At 45.2% G+C, this 17936-nt stretch carries 19 protein-coding genes and 9 tRNA genes; 24 read left to right on the forward strand and 4 right to left on the reverse strand.

The features are described from left to right. The first annotated feature begins 163 nt into the window (after positions 1-163). The 9 genes from QUA33_RS14120 to QUA33_RS14160 all read left to right on the forward strand — a co-directional run bounded on the left by QUA33_RS14120 (position 164) and on the right by QUA33_RS14160 (position 2394). Positions 164-235: transfer RNA gene (locus QUA33_RS14120), tRNA-Gly, on the forward strand. 82 nt (positions 236-317) lie between these two features. After that, positions 318-390: transfer RNA gene (locus tag QUA33_RS14125), tRNA-Arg, on the forward strand. Between the two features lie 354 nt (positions 391-744). After that, a tRNA-Arg gene (locus tag QUA33_RS14130) sits at positions 745-818 on the forward strand. A gap of 7 nt (positions 819-825) precedes the next feature. Then, positions 826-902, forward strand: a tRNA-Ala gene (locus QUA33_RS14135). A gap of 47 nt (positions 903-949) precedes the next feature. After that, a tRNA-Ala gene (locus QUA33_RS14140) sits at positions 950-1022 on the forward strand. A gap of 5 nt (positions 1023-1027) precedes the next feature. Further along, a tRNA-His gene (locus QUA33_RS14145) sits at positions 1028-1102 on the forward strand. Positions 1103-1106: 4 nt separating this feature from the next. Then, positions 1107-1189 (forward strand) — tRNA-Ser (locus tag QUA33_RS14150). Positions 1190-1648: 459 nt separating this feature from the next. Next, positions 1649-2221: a dihydrofolate reductase family protein gene (locus QUA33_RS14155; protein ID WP_333149115.1), complete on the forward strand. Its 573-nt coding sequence runs from the start codon at positions 1649-1651 to the stop codon at positions 2219-2221. A gap of 101 nt (positions 2222-2322) precedes the next feature. Then, a tRNA-Lys gene (locus QUA33_RS14160) sits at positions 2323-2394 on the forward strand. A gap of 117 nt (positions 2395-2511) precedes the next feature. Here QUA33_RS14160 and QUA33_RS14165 read toward each other — a convergent pair. Further along, positions 2512-3333, reverse strand: coding sequence for a hypothetical protein (locus QUA33_RS14165; protein ID WP_333149116.1), 822 nt, complete (start codon positions 3331-3333; stop codon positions 2512-2514). A gap of 247 nt (positions 3334-3580) precedes the next feature. Here QUA33_RS14165 and QUA33_RS14170 point away from each other — a divergent pair, with 247 nt between their 5' ends. The 7 genes from QUA33_RS14170 (at position 3581) to QUA33_RS14200 (ending at position 9644) form a co-directional block, all read left to right on the forward strand. Beyond that, on the forward strand, positions 3581-4123 hold the full coding sequence (locus QUA33_RS14170) for a Uma2 family endonuclease (RefSeq protein ID WP_333149117.1): 543 nt from the start codon (positions 3581-3583) through the stop codon (positions 4121-4123). 74 nt (positions 4124-4197) lie between these two features. After that, a tRNA-Lys gene (locus QUA33_RS14175) sits at positions 4198-4271 on the forward strand. 189 nt (positions 4272-4460) lie between these two features. Further along, positions 4461-5423: a GNAT family N-acetyltransferase gene (locus tag QUA33_RS14180; RefSeq protein WP_333149118.1), complete on the forward strand. Its 963-nt coding sequence runs from the start codon at positions 4461-4463 to the stop codon at positions 5421-5423. A 628-nt stretch (positions 5424-6051) separates the two neighbouring features. Next, entirely contained in the window at positions 6052-6252 is a 201-nt protein-coding gene (locus tag QUA33_RS14185) for a hypothetical protein (protein ID WP_333149119.1), read from the forward strand. A gap of 748 nt (positions 6253-7000) precedes the next feature. Next, on the forward strand, positions 7001-7462 hold the full coding sequence (locus QUA33_RS14190; protein ID WP_333149120.1) for a hypothetical protein: 462 nt from the start codon (positions 7001-7003) through the stop codon (positions 7460-7462). 210 nt (positions 7463-7672) lie between these two features. Further along, on the forward strand, positions 7673-9112 hold the full coding sequence (locus QUA33_RS14195; RefSeq protein ID WP_333149121.1) for a hypothetical protein: 1440 nt from the start codon (positions 7673-7675) through the stop codon (positions 9110-9112). A gap of 73 nt (positions 9113-9185) precedes the next feature. Then, positions 9186-9644 carry a DIP1984 family protein gene (locus tag QUA33_RS14200; protein WP_333149122.1) on the forward strand — a complete coding sequence of 153 codons (459 nt, stop codon included), beginning with the start codon at positions 9186-9188 and terminating at the stop codon, positions 9642-9644. A 309-nt stretch (positions 9645-9953) separates the two neighbouring features. Here QUA33_RS14200 and QUA33_RS14205 read toward each other — a convergent pair whose 3' ends face one another. Continuing rightward, positions 9954-10208 (reverse strand): DUF433 domain-containing protein, encoded by a 255-nt coding sequence (locus QUA33_RS14205; RefSeq protein ID WP_333149123.1) that lies wholly within the window; start codon positions 10206-10208, stop codon positions 9954-9956. Positions 10209-10623: 415 nt separating this feature from the next. Between QUA33_RS14205 and QUA33_RS14210 the strand changes: the two genes are divergently transcribed. Next, positions 10624-10965: a hypothetical protein gene (locus tag QUA33_RS14210; RefSeq protein WP_333149124.1), complete on the forward strand. Its 342-nt coding sequence runs from the start codon at positions 10624-10626 to the stop codon at positions 10963-10965. A gap of 143 nt (positions 10966-11108) precedes the next feature. Here the strand turns inward: QUA33_RS14210 and QUA33_RS14215 are convergent, their stop codons facing one another. Then, positions 11109-11501, reverse strand: a complete 393-nt coding sequence (locus QUA33_RS14215; RefSeq protein WP_333149125.1) for a DUF4189 domain-containing protein — start codon at positions 11499-11501, stop codon at positions 11109-11111. Between the two features lie 153 nt (positions 11502-11654). On the opposite strand from QUA33_RS14215, the gene QUA33_RS14220 reads away from it, so the two are divergent. The 7 genes from QUA33_RS14220 to QUA33_RS14250 all read left to right on the forward strand — a co-directional run bounded on the left by QUA33_RS14220 (position 11655) and on the right by QUA33_RS14250 (position 16304). Continuing rightward, on the forward strand, positions 11655-12482 hold the full coding sequence (locus QUA33_RS14220) for a hypothetical protein (RefSeq protein WP_333149127.1): 828 nt from the start codon (positions 11655-11657) through the stop codon (positions 12480-12482). Positions 12483-12494: 12 nt separating this feature from the next. Continuing rightward, entirely contained in the window at positions 12495-13133 is a 639-nt protein-coding gene (locus tag QUA33_RS14225) for a ThiF family adenylyltransferase (protein WP_333149129.1), read from the forward strand. A gap of 128 nt (positions 13134-13261) precedes the next feature. After that, complete coding sequence (locus tag QUA33_RS14230; RefSeq protein WP_333149130.1) at positions 13262-13711, forward strand: peptidoglycan-binding domain-containing protein; 450 nt, start codon at positions 13262-13264, stop codon at positions 13709-13711. 202 nt (positions 13712-13913) lie between these two features. Next, positions 13914-14270: a peptidoglycan-binding domain-containing protein gene (locus QUA33_RS14235; RefSeq protein WP_333149131.1), complete on the forward strand. Its 357-nt coding sequence runs from the start codon at positions 13914-13916 to the stop codon at positions 14268-14270. A gap of 282 nt (positions 14271-14552) precedes the next feature. After that, the gene (locus tag QUA33_RS14240) at positions 14553-15119 is read left to right on the forward strand and encodes a DUF924 family protein (RefSeq protein ID WP_333149132.1); all 567 of its coding nucleotides are present in this window, start codon (positions 14553-14555) and stop codon (positions 15117-15119) included. Positions 15120-15399: 280 nt separating this feature from the next. Further along, complete coding sequence (locus QUA33_RS14245) at positions 15400-15831, forward strand: hypothetical protein (protein ID WP_333149133.1); 432 nt, start codon at positions 15400-15402, stop codon at positions 15829-15831. A gap of 11 nt (positions 15832-15842) precedes the next feature. Next, entirely contained in the window at positions 15843-16304 is a 462-nt protein-coding gene (locus QUA33_RS14250) for a DUF6575 domain-containing protein (RefSeq protein ID WP_333149134.1), read from the forward strand. Between the two features lie 59 nt (positions 16305-16363). Here QUA33_RS14250 and QUA33_RS14255 read toward each other — a convergent pair whose 3' ends face one another. Continuing rightward, positions 16364-17710 carry a sorbosone dehydrogenase family protein gene (locus tag QUA33_RS14255; protein WP_333149135.1) on the reverse strand — a complete coding sequence of 449 codons (1347 nt, stop codon included), beginning with the start codon at positions 17708-17710 and terminating at the stop codon, positions 16364-16366. Between the last annotated feature and the right edge of the window lie 226 nt (positions 17711-17936).

A 17936-nucleotide genomic window follows, 5' to 3' on the forward strand; every position in this document is an offset into this window, starting at 1 on the left:
GAATTTAACCGGCTTCTCAATTCACTTATCATAGACCTTTAGTTTTGTCAAGTCCGAATACTGAACTGACGCCCTAGGCACGAGTTCGAGCCTCGTTATCCGCTTGGCTAAATGAGAGGTTTTTTAAATCCAAAATCTCAAATTTCCCATCTAAAATCGGTTTGCGGGTGTGATGTAAAGGCTAGCATCTGAGTATGCCATTCTCAGCGCATGGGTTCGAGTCCCATCATCCGCTTTTGTAGTCCTGAGCTTCGATGGTAGAGCGTTTGCTTTACAAGCAGACGCGGGGTAATATCCTGCCAGGACTACTAATTTAGGGGAGTGTAGCTCAATGGATAGAGCGCCGCGCTTCGGACGCGGATGTTGTGGGTTCAAGTCCTGCCACTCTCGTTGTTTTTGCTTTAATTTAAGGAGGTTGATTCCATTGAATGGATAATTTTTTATATTAAGAGCGATCCTCTTCGAGGGCTTCGCTAACGCCCTTTGCGTGTCCCAATCTTTGGAGCCTACATACTTTAGTACGAGAGGAAAGGTAACGCTGTCAAAATCAGCGGGCGTTTGAGAACGGGGAGTGCCATGAACCCGGCAGGTTGGCTTAAAGGTAGCCATCCTTTAAAGAGTGTGTAATAACTCATCGGCGGAGTCCCTCTAGTAACTGAGAAAACGCAATGCTCTGATAACTTGCACGTCAAAGTGCGTGAAGCGCAGCTATCCCGTAGGGAATCGCGCATTAACAAAAAACATGGGAGTGTAACTCAACTGGATAGAGTGTCGAGCTTCTACCTCGAATGTTGTGGGTTCAAGTCCTACCGCTCCTGCTGTCTGGGGTTCGTAGCTTAATTGGTAAAGCATCTAACTGGCTGTTAGAAAGATATCGGTTCAAATCCGATCGCAATCCACCACACCAATTTTAGATTTTAGATTTACTCGACAGGTGAATCTTTTACCCGGGGTCATAGCTCAATTGGTAGAGCGCTTGCTTTGCACGCAAGAGGTTAGGAGTTCGATTCTCCTTGATTCCACTGCGGTGTCTGAAGTCGAAGCGGTCGAGACGCTAGCCCGTGAAGCTAGTTATTAGCGGGTTCAAGCCCCGTCAGACACCCCTTGGAAGATGCCGCTAAATGGTTGGCAACCAGTCTTGAAAACTGGGGTACAGGTAACTGTAAGGGTTCGATTCCTTCATCTTCCTTTTAACCACCGGAAGTCGAAAAGCGAGACACCGTGCTGATAACGCGGGGATAGGAGGGGCAGTACCTCCTCGGTGGATTGCTTATGATTTTATATATAAATAAGGGAGAATTATGGTTAATTTTTTCACGAGATTTGCTATCCTAGACTGAGCAAAATTATGGGGAGGTCGCCTAAGTGGAATGGCACCGTAAAAACTTTGGACAAGCGGCTCCCAAAAGGACGATCGGGTTTGTTGAGTAGGGTAAAAAGTTGCTTCGCGACGTTCCCTGAAAACGCAAACTGGCAGCGGGTTGCGGAGGCACTGAAAGGAATTAACAGTCCGAGATGGGGGCAGTTCTCATCTGCTTGCGGGCAGTAAGGAAGCGCGTTTCCTTAAAGTTGCTGTCGATCGATGCGGGTTCGAGTCCCGTCCTCTCCATTTATTGTCTTTAACATTTTAACAAAACAAAGGTTAAATATGAGAAAACTAAAATATTACGTTGCTTGCACAGTTGACGGTTTTATTGCTCGCGAAGATGGCTCATTTGATTGTTTTCCTATGGAAGGGGAGCATTTCGCTGATTTGTTCGATTCCTTTCCTGAGACTATTCCGGCTCACCTTCAGGAAGCACTTGGCATTCCGGCAGAGAACAAGCAGTTTGATGCTGTTTTGATGGGACGGAAAACCTATGAGGTAGGGCTAGATGTTGGTGTAACTAATCCTTATCCTAGCTTGAAGCAGTATGTCTTTTCGCGCACTATGGAAGCCAGTCCGGATGAGAATGTTCAACTTGTTTCGGACAATCCTGTTGCATTGGTTAAGGAATTGAAAAAAGAAACGGGTAAAGACATCTGGCTCTGCGGTGGTGGCGCTTTAGCGGCAACTCTTTTTTCGGAGATTGACGAGATGATTGTCAAGTTGAATCCGCTAGTTATCGGAGCGGGAATTCCTCTTTTTTCCGGTGCAATCGAGCCGACAAATTTGGAACTTGCCGATCGCAAAACCTATAGCAACGGTTTCATGTTGCTTCATTATCGAGTGAAGCATTAGCAATCAAGACTTTATTCGTTGGAATTGCTGCGGGCAAAAAATGACTGAAGTGTTTACTACACAATGATTTTTTAGTAATTACACAAACCCTGAATTTTTAAGGGTGGTTAGCAAAGCGGTTATGCACCCGGCTTTTAACCGGTATCAGATAGGTTCAACTCCTATACCACCCATTTTTAAAGGCAGAAGCTAGAAGCTAGAGAATTAAATAGGTGTTTTGCCATTCGCGAGGGCGATCGTAGTGTCGGTGCGGGCGTCGTCTCCCAAATTCTGAAATAGTTGGATTTCTTCTATTTCGCGCAGGATAGTTCCTCTGTTCTTTTCTGATAAGTAAATCGAACATTTGAGACGAAAGTACCGATACGAAAGTCAAAATTAGCGACACCTATACCTTTCTCACCAACTACTTCTAGCGTAAATTCCCCGGAATGACCTGAACTACCAGGATCATAAAAAACATCGTTTTGACCTTGGGTAGGTGCCACAAATTTTACGCTGCCTACTCGCTTGATGATGGGCTGACAGCTTTTAATTGAATTCACAACTCCGGCATAATTCCAAAATTCTTTGGACGCCCATTGCTGTCTAACTTCCGCAGGGGCTGCTACACCAGGAAAACCGTTGTTGTTAACCAATATAAATGTTAAAGCGATCGCAGACGGAATTAAAATTCTCAACAATGAAAAGATTAGATTGCTTGTGGATTTACTCCGCTTAAATCTTGCCGCAATATAAATCCCTAAAATAGAGAGCAAAAACGGCAAAACTAAAACCCAAAATGACCAAGGAAATTTGTGTCGCAGAGTCGGCATTGATGAGTAGAAATAGGCAACTAAGTAGCCGACCAGCAAACCGATGATGCAACCGAAAACCAGAAACACTGGCTCAATTTCCATTTCTTGTTCTGAAAGTTGTCGATCCACCAGAGCAATGGTGTATAGACCCAGAAGATATAGGGTCATAGCTGTCATTATCCACAAGTAAATCCACTCACCAGGTGTCGCTTCACGATAGTTCAGATAATTGCCTATGGAGATGAGGAATGTAATGTCAATCGCTGCTGTTAAAAAGCACCCTAACATATCTAATAGTGCAACTATCTTGTTTTTCATAAGGCGATTGCCCCCAAAAGTATATAGTTCCTCGCCCTACGACTGTATCTTGATGTTTTACAGAAGTCAATCTTGTATCTACGCTAATTGAAATGGTAATGCCGATCGCTCGTGTGAAGATGTCGGTGAAGTTGGTCAGCGTGATTGTCCTGCGAACAGGCTTCGCGATCGCATTTTAATTAGGTATTGAATAAGGGCGATCGTGTAAAATAAAGTTGTTCTTTTAAGAAAATGCGTTGATTCTGCAATGAAAACGCTAGCTAAATGGTTTGTGGGCGACTATCACCGCATGATTGAAGCAGGGATTCTACGCGATCGCCGTGTGGAGTTGCTAGCCGGTGAAGTTTGCCAGATGAGTCCAGAAACCCCAATTCATTACAACACAACCAAACGAGGTACTAAATACCTCGAAGAATTGCTCGCTGGTAAAGCTGATGTCCGCTTCAACGGGCCGATTACGCTATCAGACTCTGAACCAGAACCAGATATTGCGATCGTGCGATTGCCGGAGTCTGCTTGCAACGATCGCCATCCCGAACCTCAAGATATCTTTTGGATTGTTGAAGTTGCTCAAACTAGCTTGAAGAAGGATTTAGAGTTGAAAGCCGCCATTTATGCCGAGGCAGAAATTCAAGAATATTGGGTTTTAAATTTATCTGCTAAGCAAATGATCGTGTTTCGCTATCCTGAGAATGGCGAGTACGCTACAGAGCAAAAGATCGAGGCTGGAACGGTTATACCGCTGGCATTTCCCGACATTCGCGTATCCGTTGAGAGACTTTTCGGGTGATTGGCGCGATCGCCACAAATTTTTACAAAAATAGTTTATTTTTCAGAACGGTTGTGTTACACTAGCTTAGATGCGGGAGTATAGCTCAGTTGGTTAGAGCAGGTGACTCTTAATCTCAAGGTCGAAGGTTCGAGTCCTTCTACTCCCATCCCAAATCCTGAACCTGAATTTATCGAAACTCACGAGTGCAGTCAACTGCTGTAGCGGTTCGATGCGTCGGGGTGTTTGCGTTGTCGGATTTTGAATGCCGATCGACCGATCGGCTCATCTGATCGATAAAAGTGCGATCGCCCAAGCTATTTTGAAACTGAATAACAACAGGGAATGGTGATTAGCTATGATGGCAAATCTCTCGGCGCGCTGCTATGGGGGCGATCGCGATTTAGAGGCGATCGCCCATTTAATCAATACTTGCGAAGAAGTCGATCGGCTCGACGAAGGTACTTCCATTTCGGAATTGCAACAAGAATTTAACCAACCGTCGCTAGACAAAGCCCGCGATATTCGCCTTTGGGAAGATGTGGAGGGAAAATTAATCGGTTTCGCTCGGTTGTGGATTTCTGAACCAGGGGAAGTAATTGACGGTTGGCTGTGGTTTCGCGTTCACCCCGACGCGCGCGGAGGTGATGTGGAAGCAGCGGCGATCGCCTGGGGTGAAGTGCGGATGCGCGAAGTGTCTGCGATGCGGGGCGCGCGCGTGAAGCTGCGAACCTACGCGCGCGCTGAGGATTGCGATCGCATTTCTGTGCTGGCAAGTTGCGGTTTTAAGGCCGATCGCTATTTTTACCGAATGGCGCGATCGCTCTCTGAACCGATCCCAGAACCGCATTTCCCCGAAGGTTTCGCCCTGCGTCAGTTCCCCGGCGAACAGGAGGCGGCAGCTTGGGTAGAAATGTTCAACCAGTCGTTTATCGATCACTGGAATCATCACGATTTAACGGTGGATAAATTTAAGCACGAGTTAGCTAAACCCGATTACAGAAATGATTTAGACTTGATTGCTGTTGCTGATGACGGCACATTTGTCAGTTTTTGTTACTGCAAGATTAGTGTGCAAGAGTGCGATCGTACCGGGCGCAATGAAGGGTGGATTGCTTGTCTCGGCACTAGGCGCGGCTTCCGCAAAATGGGATTGGGACGAGCGATGTTGCTGGCTGGTTTGCATCGACTCAAAGCTGCCGGTGTCGCTACTGCTATTCTCGGCGTCGATGCTGAAAATTCATCAGGTGCATTGCATCTTTACGAGTCGGCTGGCTTCCACAATATTCGCGATAGCATTTCTTATGTTAAGGACGTTTGATCGATGTTACAGTTCGCGATCGCGCTTTGACCCAAGAAACCGGGTTTTTTAAGGAATCTGCGGGTTGCAACAAAATATTTTGGTGAAAAAACCCGGTTTTTCGCCACTCGTGTAAATTTTATCTAAAAAACTTTTGCTACCCCCTTGACACCTGTGTAGTATTTATGTAGTATAAAACTATGGAAAGCACAGGACAAGCAAAAACCTGTATTTTCCGTGCAAATTCTGAACCTTGACAACTAAATATTACTCAAAATTTCAAGGAACATCAATTTGAAAGTCTTGCAATACAGACTCAATTGTCATGTTGTTACTTTATACGAGACTGTTCGGTTACAAACTGACTCTACCAGAGTCAGATGCTGTAGGATATCAGTCTAATTTCAATGAATTTCATGCGGATTCAGAACAGACAAATTCGGCCAGATTTCAAGCAACCAAAAAGGCTGAGAAAATCCGCAAAATAAAACAAGCTTATCACCTAGAACGGCGCTTCTTTCAGTAAAGGTTATCAGATTTCGTGAATCTTTACCGCTACTGGCAATTTGCTAAGTCTCACAAAAAGCCAAAGTCAAGAGCAGATAAGCTACCAATCCCAAATCCAAAATTGCTCTAGGAGGTATCGGTAATGGTTCACATTCGTTTTGAAGGACGTTCCTATGACTTGGCGGAAAACCAACTGGGTATCGCGGCAGGAATGAGCGACAAGGCTATTAAGGAACGTCTGGCAAATCATTTTGATGTCAAGGGCGATCGCTTCGACTCTTACGTGCTCGATCGCCGTCCCAGCGGTGATTTAATTGTCCGCCCTGAAGCCGTTTATGGCTAAGAATTAACTTTTATTCCACGCCCTAATTCGAGAAGCCTACACACATTGGGGTTCTAGTTCTGAAAAGATTGCGGGTTCGAGTCCCGCTGAAGGCTTCGGTCTTTATGGTGGAATGGCAAACACGCTAGAAGTTGTCAAAAGCTTTTCAAACTTGCGCGGGATAAAAAAATCATCAGCTTTCGGAGGCGCACCCCAACTAAAGAAGCTTACAAACTGGTAACATTCGAGCGATCGAATAGTAGGTTCGACTCCTGCCCTCTCCGCCTCTTGGAGAGGGGTTTTAAAAATAGCTTCTCTGACTTGTGCGCCGCCAAAACCAGCAATTTTTAAAGTGAAAAAACACTTCGCGCCCTAACTGAGGAAGCTTACATACTAGCTCATTGGTAGAGCAATTCCCTCTAAAGGAAATGGTCGCGGGTTCAACTCCTGCGTATGAACAACGGCTTTCTTAACTTGCGCGAAGTGCATTTCACTACTCTAAGGAAATAATTATTTACCGAGGTAAGAGAAATAAAAAGTAAAATTATTCTCCGGTTTTGTTTAAAAAAAAATCTGTTCCGCGCCCTAACAGATGAAGCGCATACACACTATTCAATCGATTGGTCGCAGGTTCAAATCCTGCCAGTCCCGCTTAAGGGACTGTAGCTCAGGGGTAGAGCGGTCGGGCTGTCAAAACGCTTTGCTAACTTGCGCGGAACATCTCATATTTATAAATATTAGATATAAAAGTGGTGAGGAGAATTAAATTATGAAAAATACAACTCTAATTTACCGATCGCCCAAAGAGATAGACAGTCTGATTCATGCCTTCCAAGAAGGCGGCTTGCCGCGAAGTCAATGGACGCACGAAGCACATTTAACGGTTGCTCTGTGGTATCTGTTTTATGACTCGGAGCAAGAAGCAATCAATGCGATTCGCAATGGGATTCAACGTTACAACTCGGTTCAAGGAATTGAAATCACACAAAACAGCGGGTATCACGAAACACTAACGCTGTTTTGGGTGCGAACTATTCGCCGATATCTCGCCGATGAAAGTCAAAATCGGTCGATCGTAGATCTGGCTAACGGTTTGATTGCCAAATATGCCGATCGCACTTTACCATTTCGCTACTACACGCGCGATCGGCTGATGTCTTGGGAAGCTCGAAATAACTGGGTTGAACCAGATTTGAGAGCGATCGAATTAGAAACAGTTTCCCTGAAATAGTTAATTTCAAATCGCAGTTTTTGCCGCGCCCCAATCGCGAGAGCTTACATACAGACCCTATTAGGTTTAGCCATAGGTTTACTAAAAAAAGCTCCCCAAACTTGCGCGGGGATTTTTAAATTTCACTTGCTAGCGTGCAACAACTGCCAACCACCGATTTTGAATACTTCTCAAATCCAAAATCCAAAATCGAATAGGAAGGTAACACCAATGAATATGAATACAGCAGAGCGCGATTTGCGTTTGGAAATGCTCAACAGTCTGCTCACAACTCCGCACCGTCAATTAGAAAAAGTAGCAGAAATTCACAAGTTAATTATCGAATTAGACCCCATTTTTTACGGTCATTTAGCAGTGTGGTATCAGCGTCACGGCGACGTGCGCGATCACAAGGAAGTTTTTGCCGGAAACTTGCTAACTTCAACGCTGACGGAACACCGAGATGCCGGTTTTATGATGCTGCAAGAGTTCCCTCCCTACGAGGTTTCGCGGATTGTGGACTTTATGAAGCGGCACCAGAATAAGGTGCCCGGCAGCGCGCGCACTGCTGTCACTCGCTATCTGAAATCGCGGGAAAAGAATCCGCAGTTTTTCGATCGCGCCGCCATCCGCAACCGCAAGGCGATGAAGCATTTGTACGCAACGCTGCACGTCAAGCCGAGCGATCGCGCTAATGCTATCCTGTTTAAAGACAATCCGCCGGAAGACTCTCTGGCATTCGTTTTGAAGCAGTTAGCAAAGGCGGCCACACCTGCGGAACAGGCGAATTTGATTGTTGAGTACAAGATTCCGTATACGATCGCAGTTGGTGCGATCGGACAGCTAACGCCAACAGTTTTGGCTGCGTTGATTAACTCGATGTCGCCGCAGGAAGTCATCAACAATTTGAAATCGATTCAGTCGCGCGGCGCGATGGATCACGCGGAAGTCAAGCAGTTGATTGACTCGAAGCTGGATGAAGCGGCAAAGTGCGATCGGGTTTCTGCTTACAAAGCGAGTGTTGCGGGCGCGGGCGCGAACTTCGACGCAGCAACGGCGGCAAAGCTGGAAGCGGTGACAAACGAACAGGTGAAGAAGCGCGGCAAGATTGCCAAAGCAACAGGTTTGTTGATTGACAAGTCGGGAAGCATGGAAAGTGCGATCGAAGTCGGTAAGCGTCTCGCTGCTTTGATTTCCGGCATTTCCGAGGCTGCACTGTTCGTTTATGCCTTTGACACGATACCGTATCCAGTGCAAGCAAACGGCAGCGAATTAACAGACTGGGAAGGCGCTTTCAAGCACATTCGCGCTGGCGGCGGCACAAGTTGCGGTTGCGCGGTGGAAGCAATGCGAATTAAAAAGCAGGTTGTCGAACAATTCATTATGGTGACAGATGAAGGCGAAAACGCTGCACCTTATTTCGCAGATGCTTATCAGAATTACTGCCGCAGTTTGGGGGTAATTCCTGATGTTGTGATTGTGCGAGTTGGTTCTTGGTGCGAATATGTCCATAAGCAATTGAAGGACAAACAAGTATCAGTAGAAACCTTTACGTTTGCGGGTGATTATTACTCCTTGCCGAATTTAGTGCCGATGTTGAGTCGTCCTTCGCGGCTGGAATTGTTGATGGAAATTCTGGATACGTCGCTGCCTGTGAGGGATGACAAGTAAAATGTAGGGTGTGGACTGCACACCTTACTTATTATATAGCCAAAATTTGCACCGATCTGAAGGAGAACACACTATGAAACTAGCTGAAGCTTTAATTTTAAGAGCTGACTGTCAAAAAAGAATGGAACAACTGCGAGGCAGATTGACAAGAAGTGCTAAAGTACAGGAAGGAGAAGAACCTGCCGAAAATCCTCAAGCACTGATGAGCGAAGTTGATGCAGGGGTGCAAGAACTGGAAGACTTAATTAAGAAAATTAACAAGACTAATTCGCTGACAATTCTGGAAGATGGAGTGACTTTATCGGATGCTTTAGCCAAGAGAGATGCTCTCGCCCTCAAGCGCGGCATCTACAATTCTGTAGTTGACGCAAGCGCTTTGAGGCAAGACCGCTATAGTCGATCGGAAGTCAAATTTTTCAGTACGATCGATGTTGGTGAAGTGCAAACGCAAATGGATCGAATGTCTAGACAGTATCGGGAGTTAGATACTAAAATACAGCAAGCAAACTGGAATACTGAACTTATGGATTGAGCAAGTTGGTAGCCAATGCAATAGAAGCGAGCACAACCCCCCAACAGGGTTAAGTTGACCTCTGCCATGCTAAGTGGCTTAGATGAATGAGGGGTCATTCTAAAATCTCACAAATTAAGCCCAGTATTGTTACAAGCGTACAGGGCATTGTTAAAGTTACTACCGCGTGCAGGTCTATTGATATTGGTGAGGGTGGGTTAGGGGTTTCTTGCTCAATTGCAAAAGGTATCTGGAATTCCATAAGGCTGTGAGGCTGTTAAAATTTCGATTTTTTTCATCCTCAACCGAAAGCGTTTTCCCTATTTTAAATTATTCTCTAATTTGCTCGATAATTTCTTGTAATTCTGGATTAGCGATGGATGACACTAATTTTGAATCCGCACCAGCCAAAGCAGCGCGCAACTTTTCCGCACTGAGTGCAGGATATTTCTCTAACACCTGCTGTTGAGTCCATCCCGCAGCAAAGAGCCCCAGCAAAAATTCTACAGATAATCGAGTTTCTGGTGCTGCTGGTTGATTTGTTGAAGCTTTCGAGTTTGGATGAATGAGCTTTCGCCAGTCCATTGTTTTACTTAAACGATTTGGGAAGATTCCGCCGATTATACTGCATTTGGGCACAGTAGAAACACGGATATCGTTGACTGATTGTGTAACATGATACGGCAGGTAATACCATTTTAGATTTTAGATTGGGAATCACTGATGCCAACCAGGGTTTGGAGTTTGGCGACAGTGGCATTTTTTTTGAGCGGGTGTCATTTCCCGATTTTGCGATTAAATTGTTATTACGATCGCAGTACAGCACTTTCTTATAGACTAGAGTAATGGGGTAGCGACTGGGCGATCGCCCTTTTTCCTTTTGTCCGTTTCAATACCAAACCGCGTTAGCGAAGCCCTCGAAGAGGATCGCACTCGATCTCAACCCACTGTCTAACGGACTGTGCAACCCACAATACAACTACTTTAACTTCTTAAAACTATGGGAAAAAAGTCGAAAGCCAAAAAATCCCAGGTCAAAAAATCCAGTTTGCTCAGCCAGCGACTGCAAGAAGCTCTCGATCGAGGCAGCAAAGTTTGGATTAAAACAAATAATAGCAGTTTCGGTGGCATCCCGATTAATTTGTTCGGGGAGTTTGCGGAACTTTTGGTGATAGTTCCCCCTAACGAACAGGCGGAAAATATCGATGCTTACGGACAAGTTACGTGGCTGATTCGACTCTCTGATATTATTGCACTTGCTTACCCTACTGAATATTGGTCTAAAGATAGATTAGAAAGTTTGCTGCCACCAGATGCAGTTACTTCCGAAGTAGGAGATTAACTGCGTAGGGTTTGCATTGCGTACCCTAATTTTAGCTGAGTTGTATTTGGTATGGTGTGCAGTGCACACCATACGTTTACTATTTTTTAAGCTGTTTGAGCAGCCCAGATATACACCTGTTCCACCGATTTTTAGCAGTTTAATTAGTTGTTGCAAGCTGAAAGCTGCACTTTACAACTGCCACCCTCTAGTTCGCTGCAACCGGCGAGAGCTTGAGCTTCTGCTGCTGCTTTATCGTCGCCCCAGCCCGCACCGGCTCCTCCTTTGCCTACTGCGATCGCTCCACAATTATTACTATTAGATGTCAGGGGTTCGCAGTCGTTCGCACCTCCGCTTTGTTCATTGCAGACGGCTACTGCTGCGTTTAGTGCTTCTTTCTCTGTCGCATGATCCCAACTAATACCAGTGGCGTCAGAAGTCGGAGAATAAGCAGTAGCTCCATAGGTATCTTGAGCTTTAGCTACCTGGACTGAGCCAAAAAGAGGAAGTGTCAAAGCTGTGACTACAACCAACTTAGAAAAAAGCTTTTGCAGCATATTTACTTAAGATATTTACAAGGTTAAGTTGCGAGGTTCGCTCAATATTAGATTAGGAGATTAATTTCTGTCAATAGTGTTGAGTAATCTTTAGATTTTCTTAAATTTAAAGTGTCTTAGGTAACAAAAAGTAAGATAAGGGAGGTCAATTCAGTGGCAGATATCCGCAAAATCCTCAGCCAACTCGCTACCCAAGAAGGGCAGCTACTCGATACCCAATTCCTGGCTCCCTGCGTGCGCGGGGGAAGCGTGCGGATACGGGTTAGCTCAATGGTTTATACTTTTCAACCGCAGCCACGCAACTTTGAAGGATGGGGTATTTTTGCGCCAGTAAATGAGAAAATTGCTGCGGTAATTGAGGAGCCGAGTTTGCCGCAAGTGGTCGAGTATTTGCAACTCCTCCTCCCCGTTCGCTTGCAGTTGGCTTGCGTGCTGCAAGGGCAAACTTGGCTGGCTTATCCTGTTAACGAATCTGATGCTAAACAGCGCACGGGTGTTGCGAAACCCGTACCCGTGCATTTAGTAACTGAAGGTTCGCAGTTTGAGCCAATTGTTGCGCGGTGGGACGGTCATTGTTTGTGGTTTGAAGAGATTGACAGGCGCGCCGATCCGCTGCCGTCTGAGGAATTGAAAGCAGCTTTGAAAAAGTTGATTTTGCCTCAAGAAGTTCGCTTTAAAGGGATGACACCGGAAATGCGAACAGTTTACGAATTGGTGTCGCGAAATATTAAAGATTTCAATCCAAAAGTGCGGGCAGAACAGCGCTTGCAGCGGGCGCTAAAAATGGGCGGCGGTGAATTGCGGGATTTTGGCGATCGCGACAATTATTGGCTGGTTGAATGGACTAGCGGAACGGGAGAACACCACACTTCTGCGATCGCCAAAAATGACTTGACAGTTATGAGTGCGGGGATTTGTCTCAGCGGATTGGACAAAGACTTCGACTTGCATTCATTGGTTGGAGTCGTCGAAAATCGCTAATTCTTGATTACCATGAGTATATTTTTTCACGAACAACTTTACAGAAGTGCCGCAGTGATGTCGCAGATCAAAAATTTCCCGGTAACGGTGTGCGGGGCGGGTGCTTTGGGTGCGAATATTACAGAAAGTCTGGCGCGATCGGGCTTTTGTCAGTTAAAAGTCATCGACCGCGATCGCATCGAGGAACGCAACCTTTCCACTCAACCCTATTATCGATCGGACATCGGCGCATTCAAAGCCAAAATTATCGCCAACCACCTCTACCGCGCTTTGGGAGTCAGCATTGACGCGCAGTCAAAAGAATTGACAGCCGCAAATGCCGATCGGCTGCTAGCCAACAGCGCCACAGTCATCGATACTTTTGATAACAGTGTCGGGCGACAAGCAGTCAAGGATTACTGTGCGGGTGTCTCCCTTCCCTGCCTGCACGTCGGATTAGCTGCCGATTACTCCGAAATAATTTGGAACCAACACTATCGAGTTCCTTCAGCGGCGAATGATGACGTTTGCGATTACCCGCTGGCGAGAAACTTGGTAATGATGACAGTTGCAGTTGCCTGCGAAGTAATTGTTACCTTTGCTGCTACCAAAGAGCAACAAAATTTAACTTGTACGATCGGAGATTTTGCCGTTAAGCCACTTATATTGTAGAATGTCGGTTGACTGTTGCCAGAAACCCGGTCTAGATTGGATGCCTCCATCCCAGAAATCCGGTTTCTCAGCCTCGAAAGAGATCGTCAAACCTACAACATACGCTTGAGAAAATTAACAGGGAAACTATGTCCGAACAAGTTTGTACTGGTACTATTTCACTAGAATGCAAGCCAAAACCGCCCCCTCCCCCGCCTCCGCCTCCGCCTAAGAAGAAGCCGGAGTCGCCTTTTTTGATTTTAATACCAGTTCTACTTCTATTGATTTTGACTGGCATCGGTGGCGGAGCATATACTACTTCATCAAGTGACGCAATTTGCGCGCCGCACGATGATTGCAACGAACCAGAATTCAGACCCCATAAAAGGATTTTAAAACACGGATCGAGAGGGGCAGATGTGAAGAAACTGCAAAAGTTGTTGAACGCGCGGGGCTTGTCCCCACACCCGATCGTAGTTGATGGCGTGTTCGGGCCGACAACTCTCACAGCAGTGAAGAAATTTCAGCGGCAAAATCATCTTCATGTAGACGGAGTTGTGGGAGGCAAAACTTGGGACAGACTGTTTGCTAGTTCGTAACTTTAAGCACCGGACAACAAAGGTTCCTAAGTCATCATTGCTAATCATTAATCCCTGCGGTTTGTAGTTGTGCAGATAGCGCATTTTGTGCAACTACAGACACAGAAGCTGCAATCAAAAATCAATCGTCTACTAGATTGCTAATGAATGAAGTTTGAGATTTTTGGTTTGGTCGATCGAATGAAAAATTAACAGGGAAAATATGGCAGGATCGCAGACTTTTTATTATTTACTAGCAGTTCTCGCGCTATTAGTTTTGACGGGCACAAGTAGAGCAAACTATGCAGCGGGTTCCGCAGTTTGCTACACAGATGATTGCCATCGACCAGTAGTCAGACACCATAAAAGGATTTTAAAATGCGGCTCGAAAGGGCACGATGTGAAGAAACTGCAAAAGTTGTTGAACGCGCGGGGCTTATCCCCACACCCGATCGTAGTTGATGGCGTGTTCGGCCCGACAACCGAAGATGCAGTGAAAAGATTTCAGCGGCAAAATCACCTTCATGTAGACGGAGTTGTGGGAGGCAAAACTTGGGACAGACTGTTTGCTAGTTCGTAAATTTAAGCACCTGAAAACAAAAGTTCCTAAGTCAGTCGATTTGAGATTTGAGATTTGAGATTTGAGATTTACTCGATAACAGATGAATCTGGAAGCTTAAACTCTGTAATCTAATTTTGTTTCTCTACCCTCGATAGCGTCTGAAAGCAAGTACCTGTGTTTGGGTGGAGTCATCTTTGGTAATAATTAATCCCTGGGATTTGTAGTTGCACATCAAGTAGGTTTTGTGCAACTACAGATACCTAAATAGCCATCAATAATCAATGGCTAACTAGATTGGTAATGAATGAAGTTTTAGATTTTTGGTTTGGTCGATCGCAGTCTCCTGAGTTTGGCAAAATCCAAAACAAGTGGTTTGAAAAAGATGGGGATTTTGATGCCGAAGTGCGATCGCGCTTTCTGCAGCAATACGAACTAGCCGCCTCCGGTAAACTCGACTCATGGCAAGATTCCCCCGAAAACTGCCTAGCATTAATTCTACTGCTCGATCAATTTCCGCGCAATATGTTTCGCGCCACACCTCAAGCATTCGCCACAGACAGCAAAGCTTTAGCCACCGCCGAATACGCTGTTAATCATAACTTCGATCGCGAATTGCTGACTGTACAAAAATTATTTGTTTATCTCCCTTTTCAACACAGCGAAAACTTAGAAAACCAGCAAAAATCTGTCGAACTATTTAGCCAACTCAGCGGCGAACCTGACAGCGATTCACTCATTGAATACGCGCAGCAGCATTTGGAAATAATCCAGCGTTTTGGGAGATTTCCGCATCGCAATCAAATTCTCGGACGCGAAACAACCCCGGAAGAAGCAGAATTTCTGAGACAACCCGGTTCGGGATTTTAAAGCGCGATCGCCAAATTTTCAGGTTATTTGCTGTACAGATTTTAAAAATACTATAGTGTAAGAGGAATACCACTGATTTTACAGCCAAAAGCACGGATTACAATTTATATAAAAAATAGCGATTTTCGGCTAAAAATTAAAATTTAAAATCAAATAGGCTACTAAAATTATTAATACAGCGTATTCCAGGTTTGTGAAATGTAGGGACACGGCAGTGCCCTGTCCTGGGAGGGGAAGCTCACGATACGCGGGTGTACTTCATAAATGTGGAATCTGCTGTATGTGTTTCAAACACCAAGAATATATAGATAAGCTTTCAACTCAATGCCCGCCACAGGACTATGAACCTAAAGAAATGCTGGCTTTTAGATTTGTATTTGAACCCAACGATGAACGATCTATTAATAACTTTAAACCAGTGCTGATAATAACTCCGCAGCGCCACCTAAAACCAGAAACTGAAGCAACCAGATGTCAAGGTTATGCGCTATCATTATTTGATACCAGGGAAAATGCCGAAAAACGTTATTTAAAACTAACAAAAAAAAGAAAAAAACTGCGCGATTCTCTGGGGACTCACATAGCAGCAGGATCGATCGACAAAACAGATGGAGTTGCCTCCAAAATAGATGATAACGGTCACTTGAGTCTACATGAATTTGCTAGTGCTGATTTAGCAGCAAAATTTGTAATAACATCTTGTTTATTGTAAGGTACAAAAAAATGGAACAATTAATAGGATTTAAACTAAGTAAATTTCCTTTATCTCTCAGAAGCATAGTCACTTTAGAGTATTTCGACGGCCCCCTGCTATCGCTTTTTGAGAATGAATACGGCGATAGCTATCTTTATTCTTGGTGCGATGTAGATAATTTGTACAATCGCTGGTTGGTTTTCAGAGTTGCACAACTAACTCTCAAGCTTTACATAGAGGGACAAGTTTCATTGCACGAGTTAATTGTAAATCCTGTTGACGGATTTCTATATTCATTAGATATAGACAGTGATTTACAGGTGAAAAACACTTATTTAATCCTGCCTGAAAATTTACCTGCAATCTACTTTCCCGAAAAAGATTCCTATTACGAACTGTCTGATTTAAATCGCGAAACTGCGGAAGAAGATAGGTTATTAATTTTTCAAAAAATTTCCGGTGAATCTCAACTTAGCAAGGTTGGAAGCTGACTAAACAACCAGAGCCCCGACTTCTGGAACAAGTCGGGATCTAATCGATCGCCCAATCGTCAGCCGCGATACTGCACCCGATAAATCCGGTTGTTCGCTTCCTCGGTAAACAGCAAACTCCCGTCAGGTAAAACCAACAAACCAACCGGCCTCCCCCAAGTTTTCGGACCCGACGGATCTGTGAGAAAACCAGTCAGAAAATCTTCATAATAACCTTGAGGGCGTCCGTTCGCCGCATTAAAAGGTACAAACACGATTTTATAACCAGTTCCAGCGTTCCGATTCCAACTGCCGCGAAACGCCACAAATGCCCCGTTCATGAATCTTTTGGGAAACGTTTTGCCGTCGTAAAACTGAAGCCCCAAAGCCGCCGAATGCGCCTGAAACAGCACGTCTGGCATTAATGTTTTAGCCGCTAAATCAGGTCGATCGCTATTGCCGTTTCTGGCGTGGCGCGGGTCGAGCAAATTAGGCTTAAAATAAGCGTAAGGCCACCCGTAAAACTCGCCTTGACGAATTCTTGTCAAGTAATCCGGCACCAAATCATCTCCCAAACCGTCGCGTTCGTTGACTGTTGCGTAAAGTTGATTGGTTTTTGGGTGAAAATCCAATCCCACTGGATTTCGCAAACCGGAAGCAAAAATTTGCTTGTTCTGACCGTCCAAATTCATTACTTGAACAGAGGCCCTCGGCAGCGGTTCTACATCGGCATTAGACTGCGAGCCAACTGATACGAAAAGCTTGCTGTTGTCGGGGGAAACGACAACATTTCGCGTCCAGTGTTGGTTGTAGCCGCCGCCCGGTAAATCAGCAATTTTTTGACCGCTACCTGTCAATTGTTCTTGCCCTTTTGTGTAGGGAAATCGGCGGACTTCATCGGTATTCCCGAGGAAAAAATAGCGATCGGCAAAAGCCATACCAAAGGGAATATTTAACCCGTTTTGGGCACTTGCAAAAGTTTTGCGAACCTCAGCAACGCCGTCGCGGTTGGTATCCCGCAACAGTGTAATCCGATTCTGTCGCGTTTCTGTTACCAAAACATCGCCTGTAGGCGTCAAAGCCAGCCATCGGGGAGCGTCTAAATTGTCAGCAAAAACGTTGACGACAAAGCCCGGAGGCACTCGCAGCACTGGCGATGCGGGAATCGGTACTACTTGAGGAGGTTTTGAGGCGCTTTGGCTGGCTCCTGGCTGCGGCAAAGAAGTTGCAACAATGCGGATTGGCTGCGGCGACAGCGGTTTGGTCGGTACAATTTGATTTGTCCCAACATTTACCAGCGGTGCACGGGAGGGAATTTGCGACAGGGGGCCGTTGTCGCCCACAGCAGGGGCGATCGCATCTGTAGCTCGATCGCACGCAATCACCGGCAACAGCAGAATTAGCAGCAAGAAACGCAGGTAATACATAGCAGCGATTTCTAAACAATTGCTGGACAATTCTATTATTCTAACTGGTATTAAACAGCTAAGCCACCGCCGGCGCGGTGGCTTAATTCCATTTACTGATACCAGTTGCAAAAAAGAATACAACTGTAGACGTGCGATCCAAACCTTGAGCTTTATCAGTCAATGGATTTTAGATTTTAGATTTTAGATTTTAAATTGAAGAAAGCGACCCCACGAATGAATCCAA

The sequence above is a fragment of the Microcoleus sp. Pol14D4 genome, from assembly GCF_036701245.1.
Taxonomy (GTDB): domain Bacteria; phylum Cyanobacteriota; class Cyanobacteriia; order Cyanobacteriales; family Microcoleaceae; genus Microcoleus.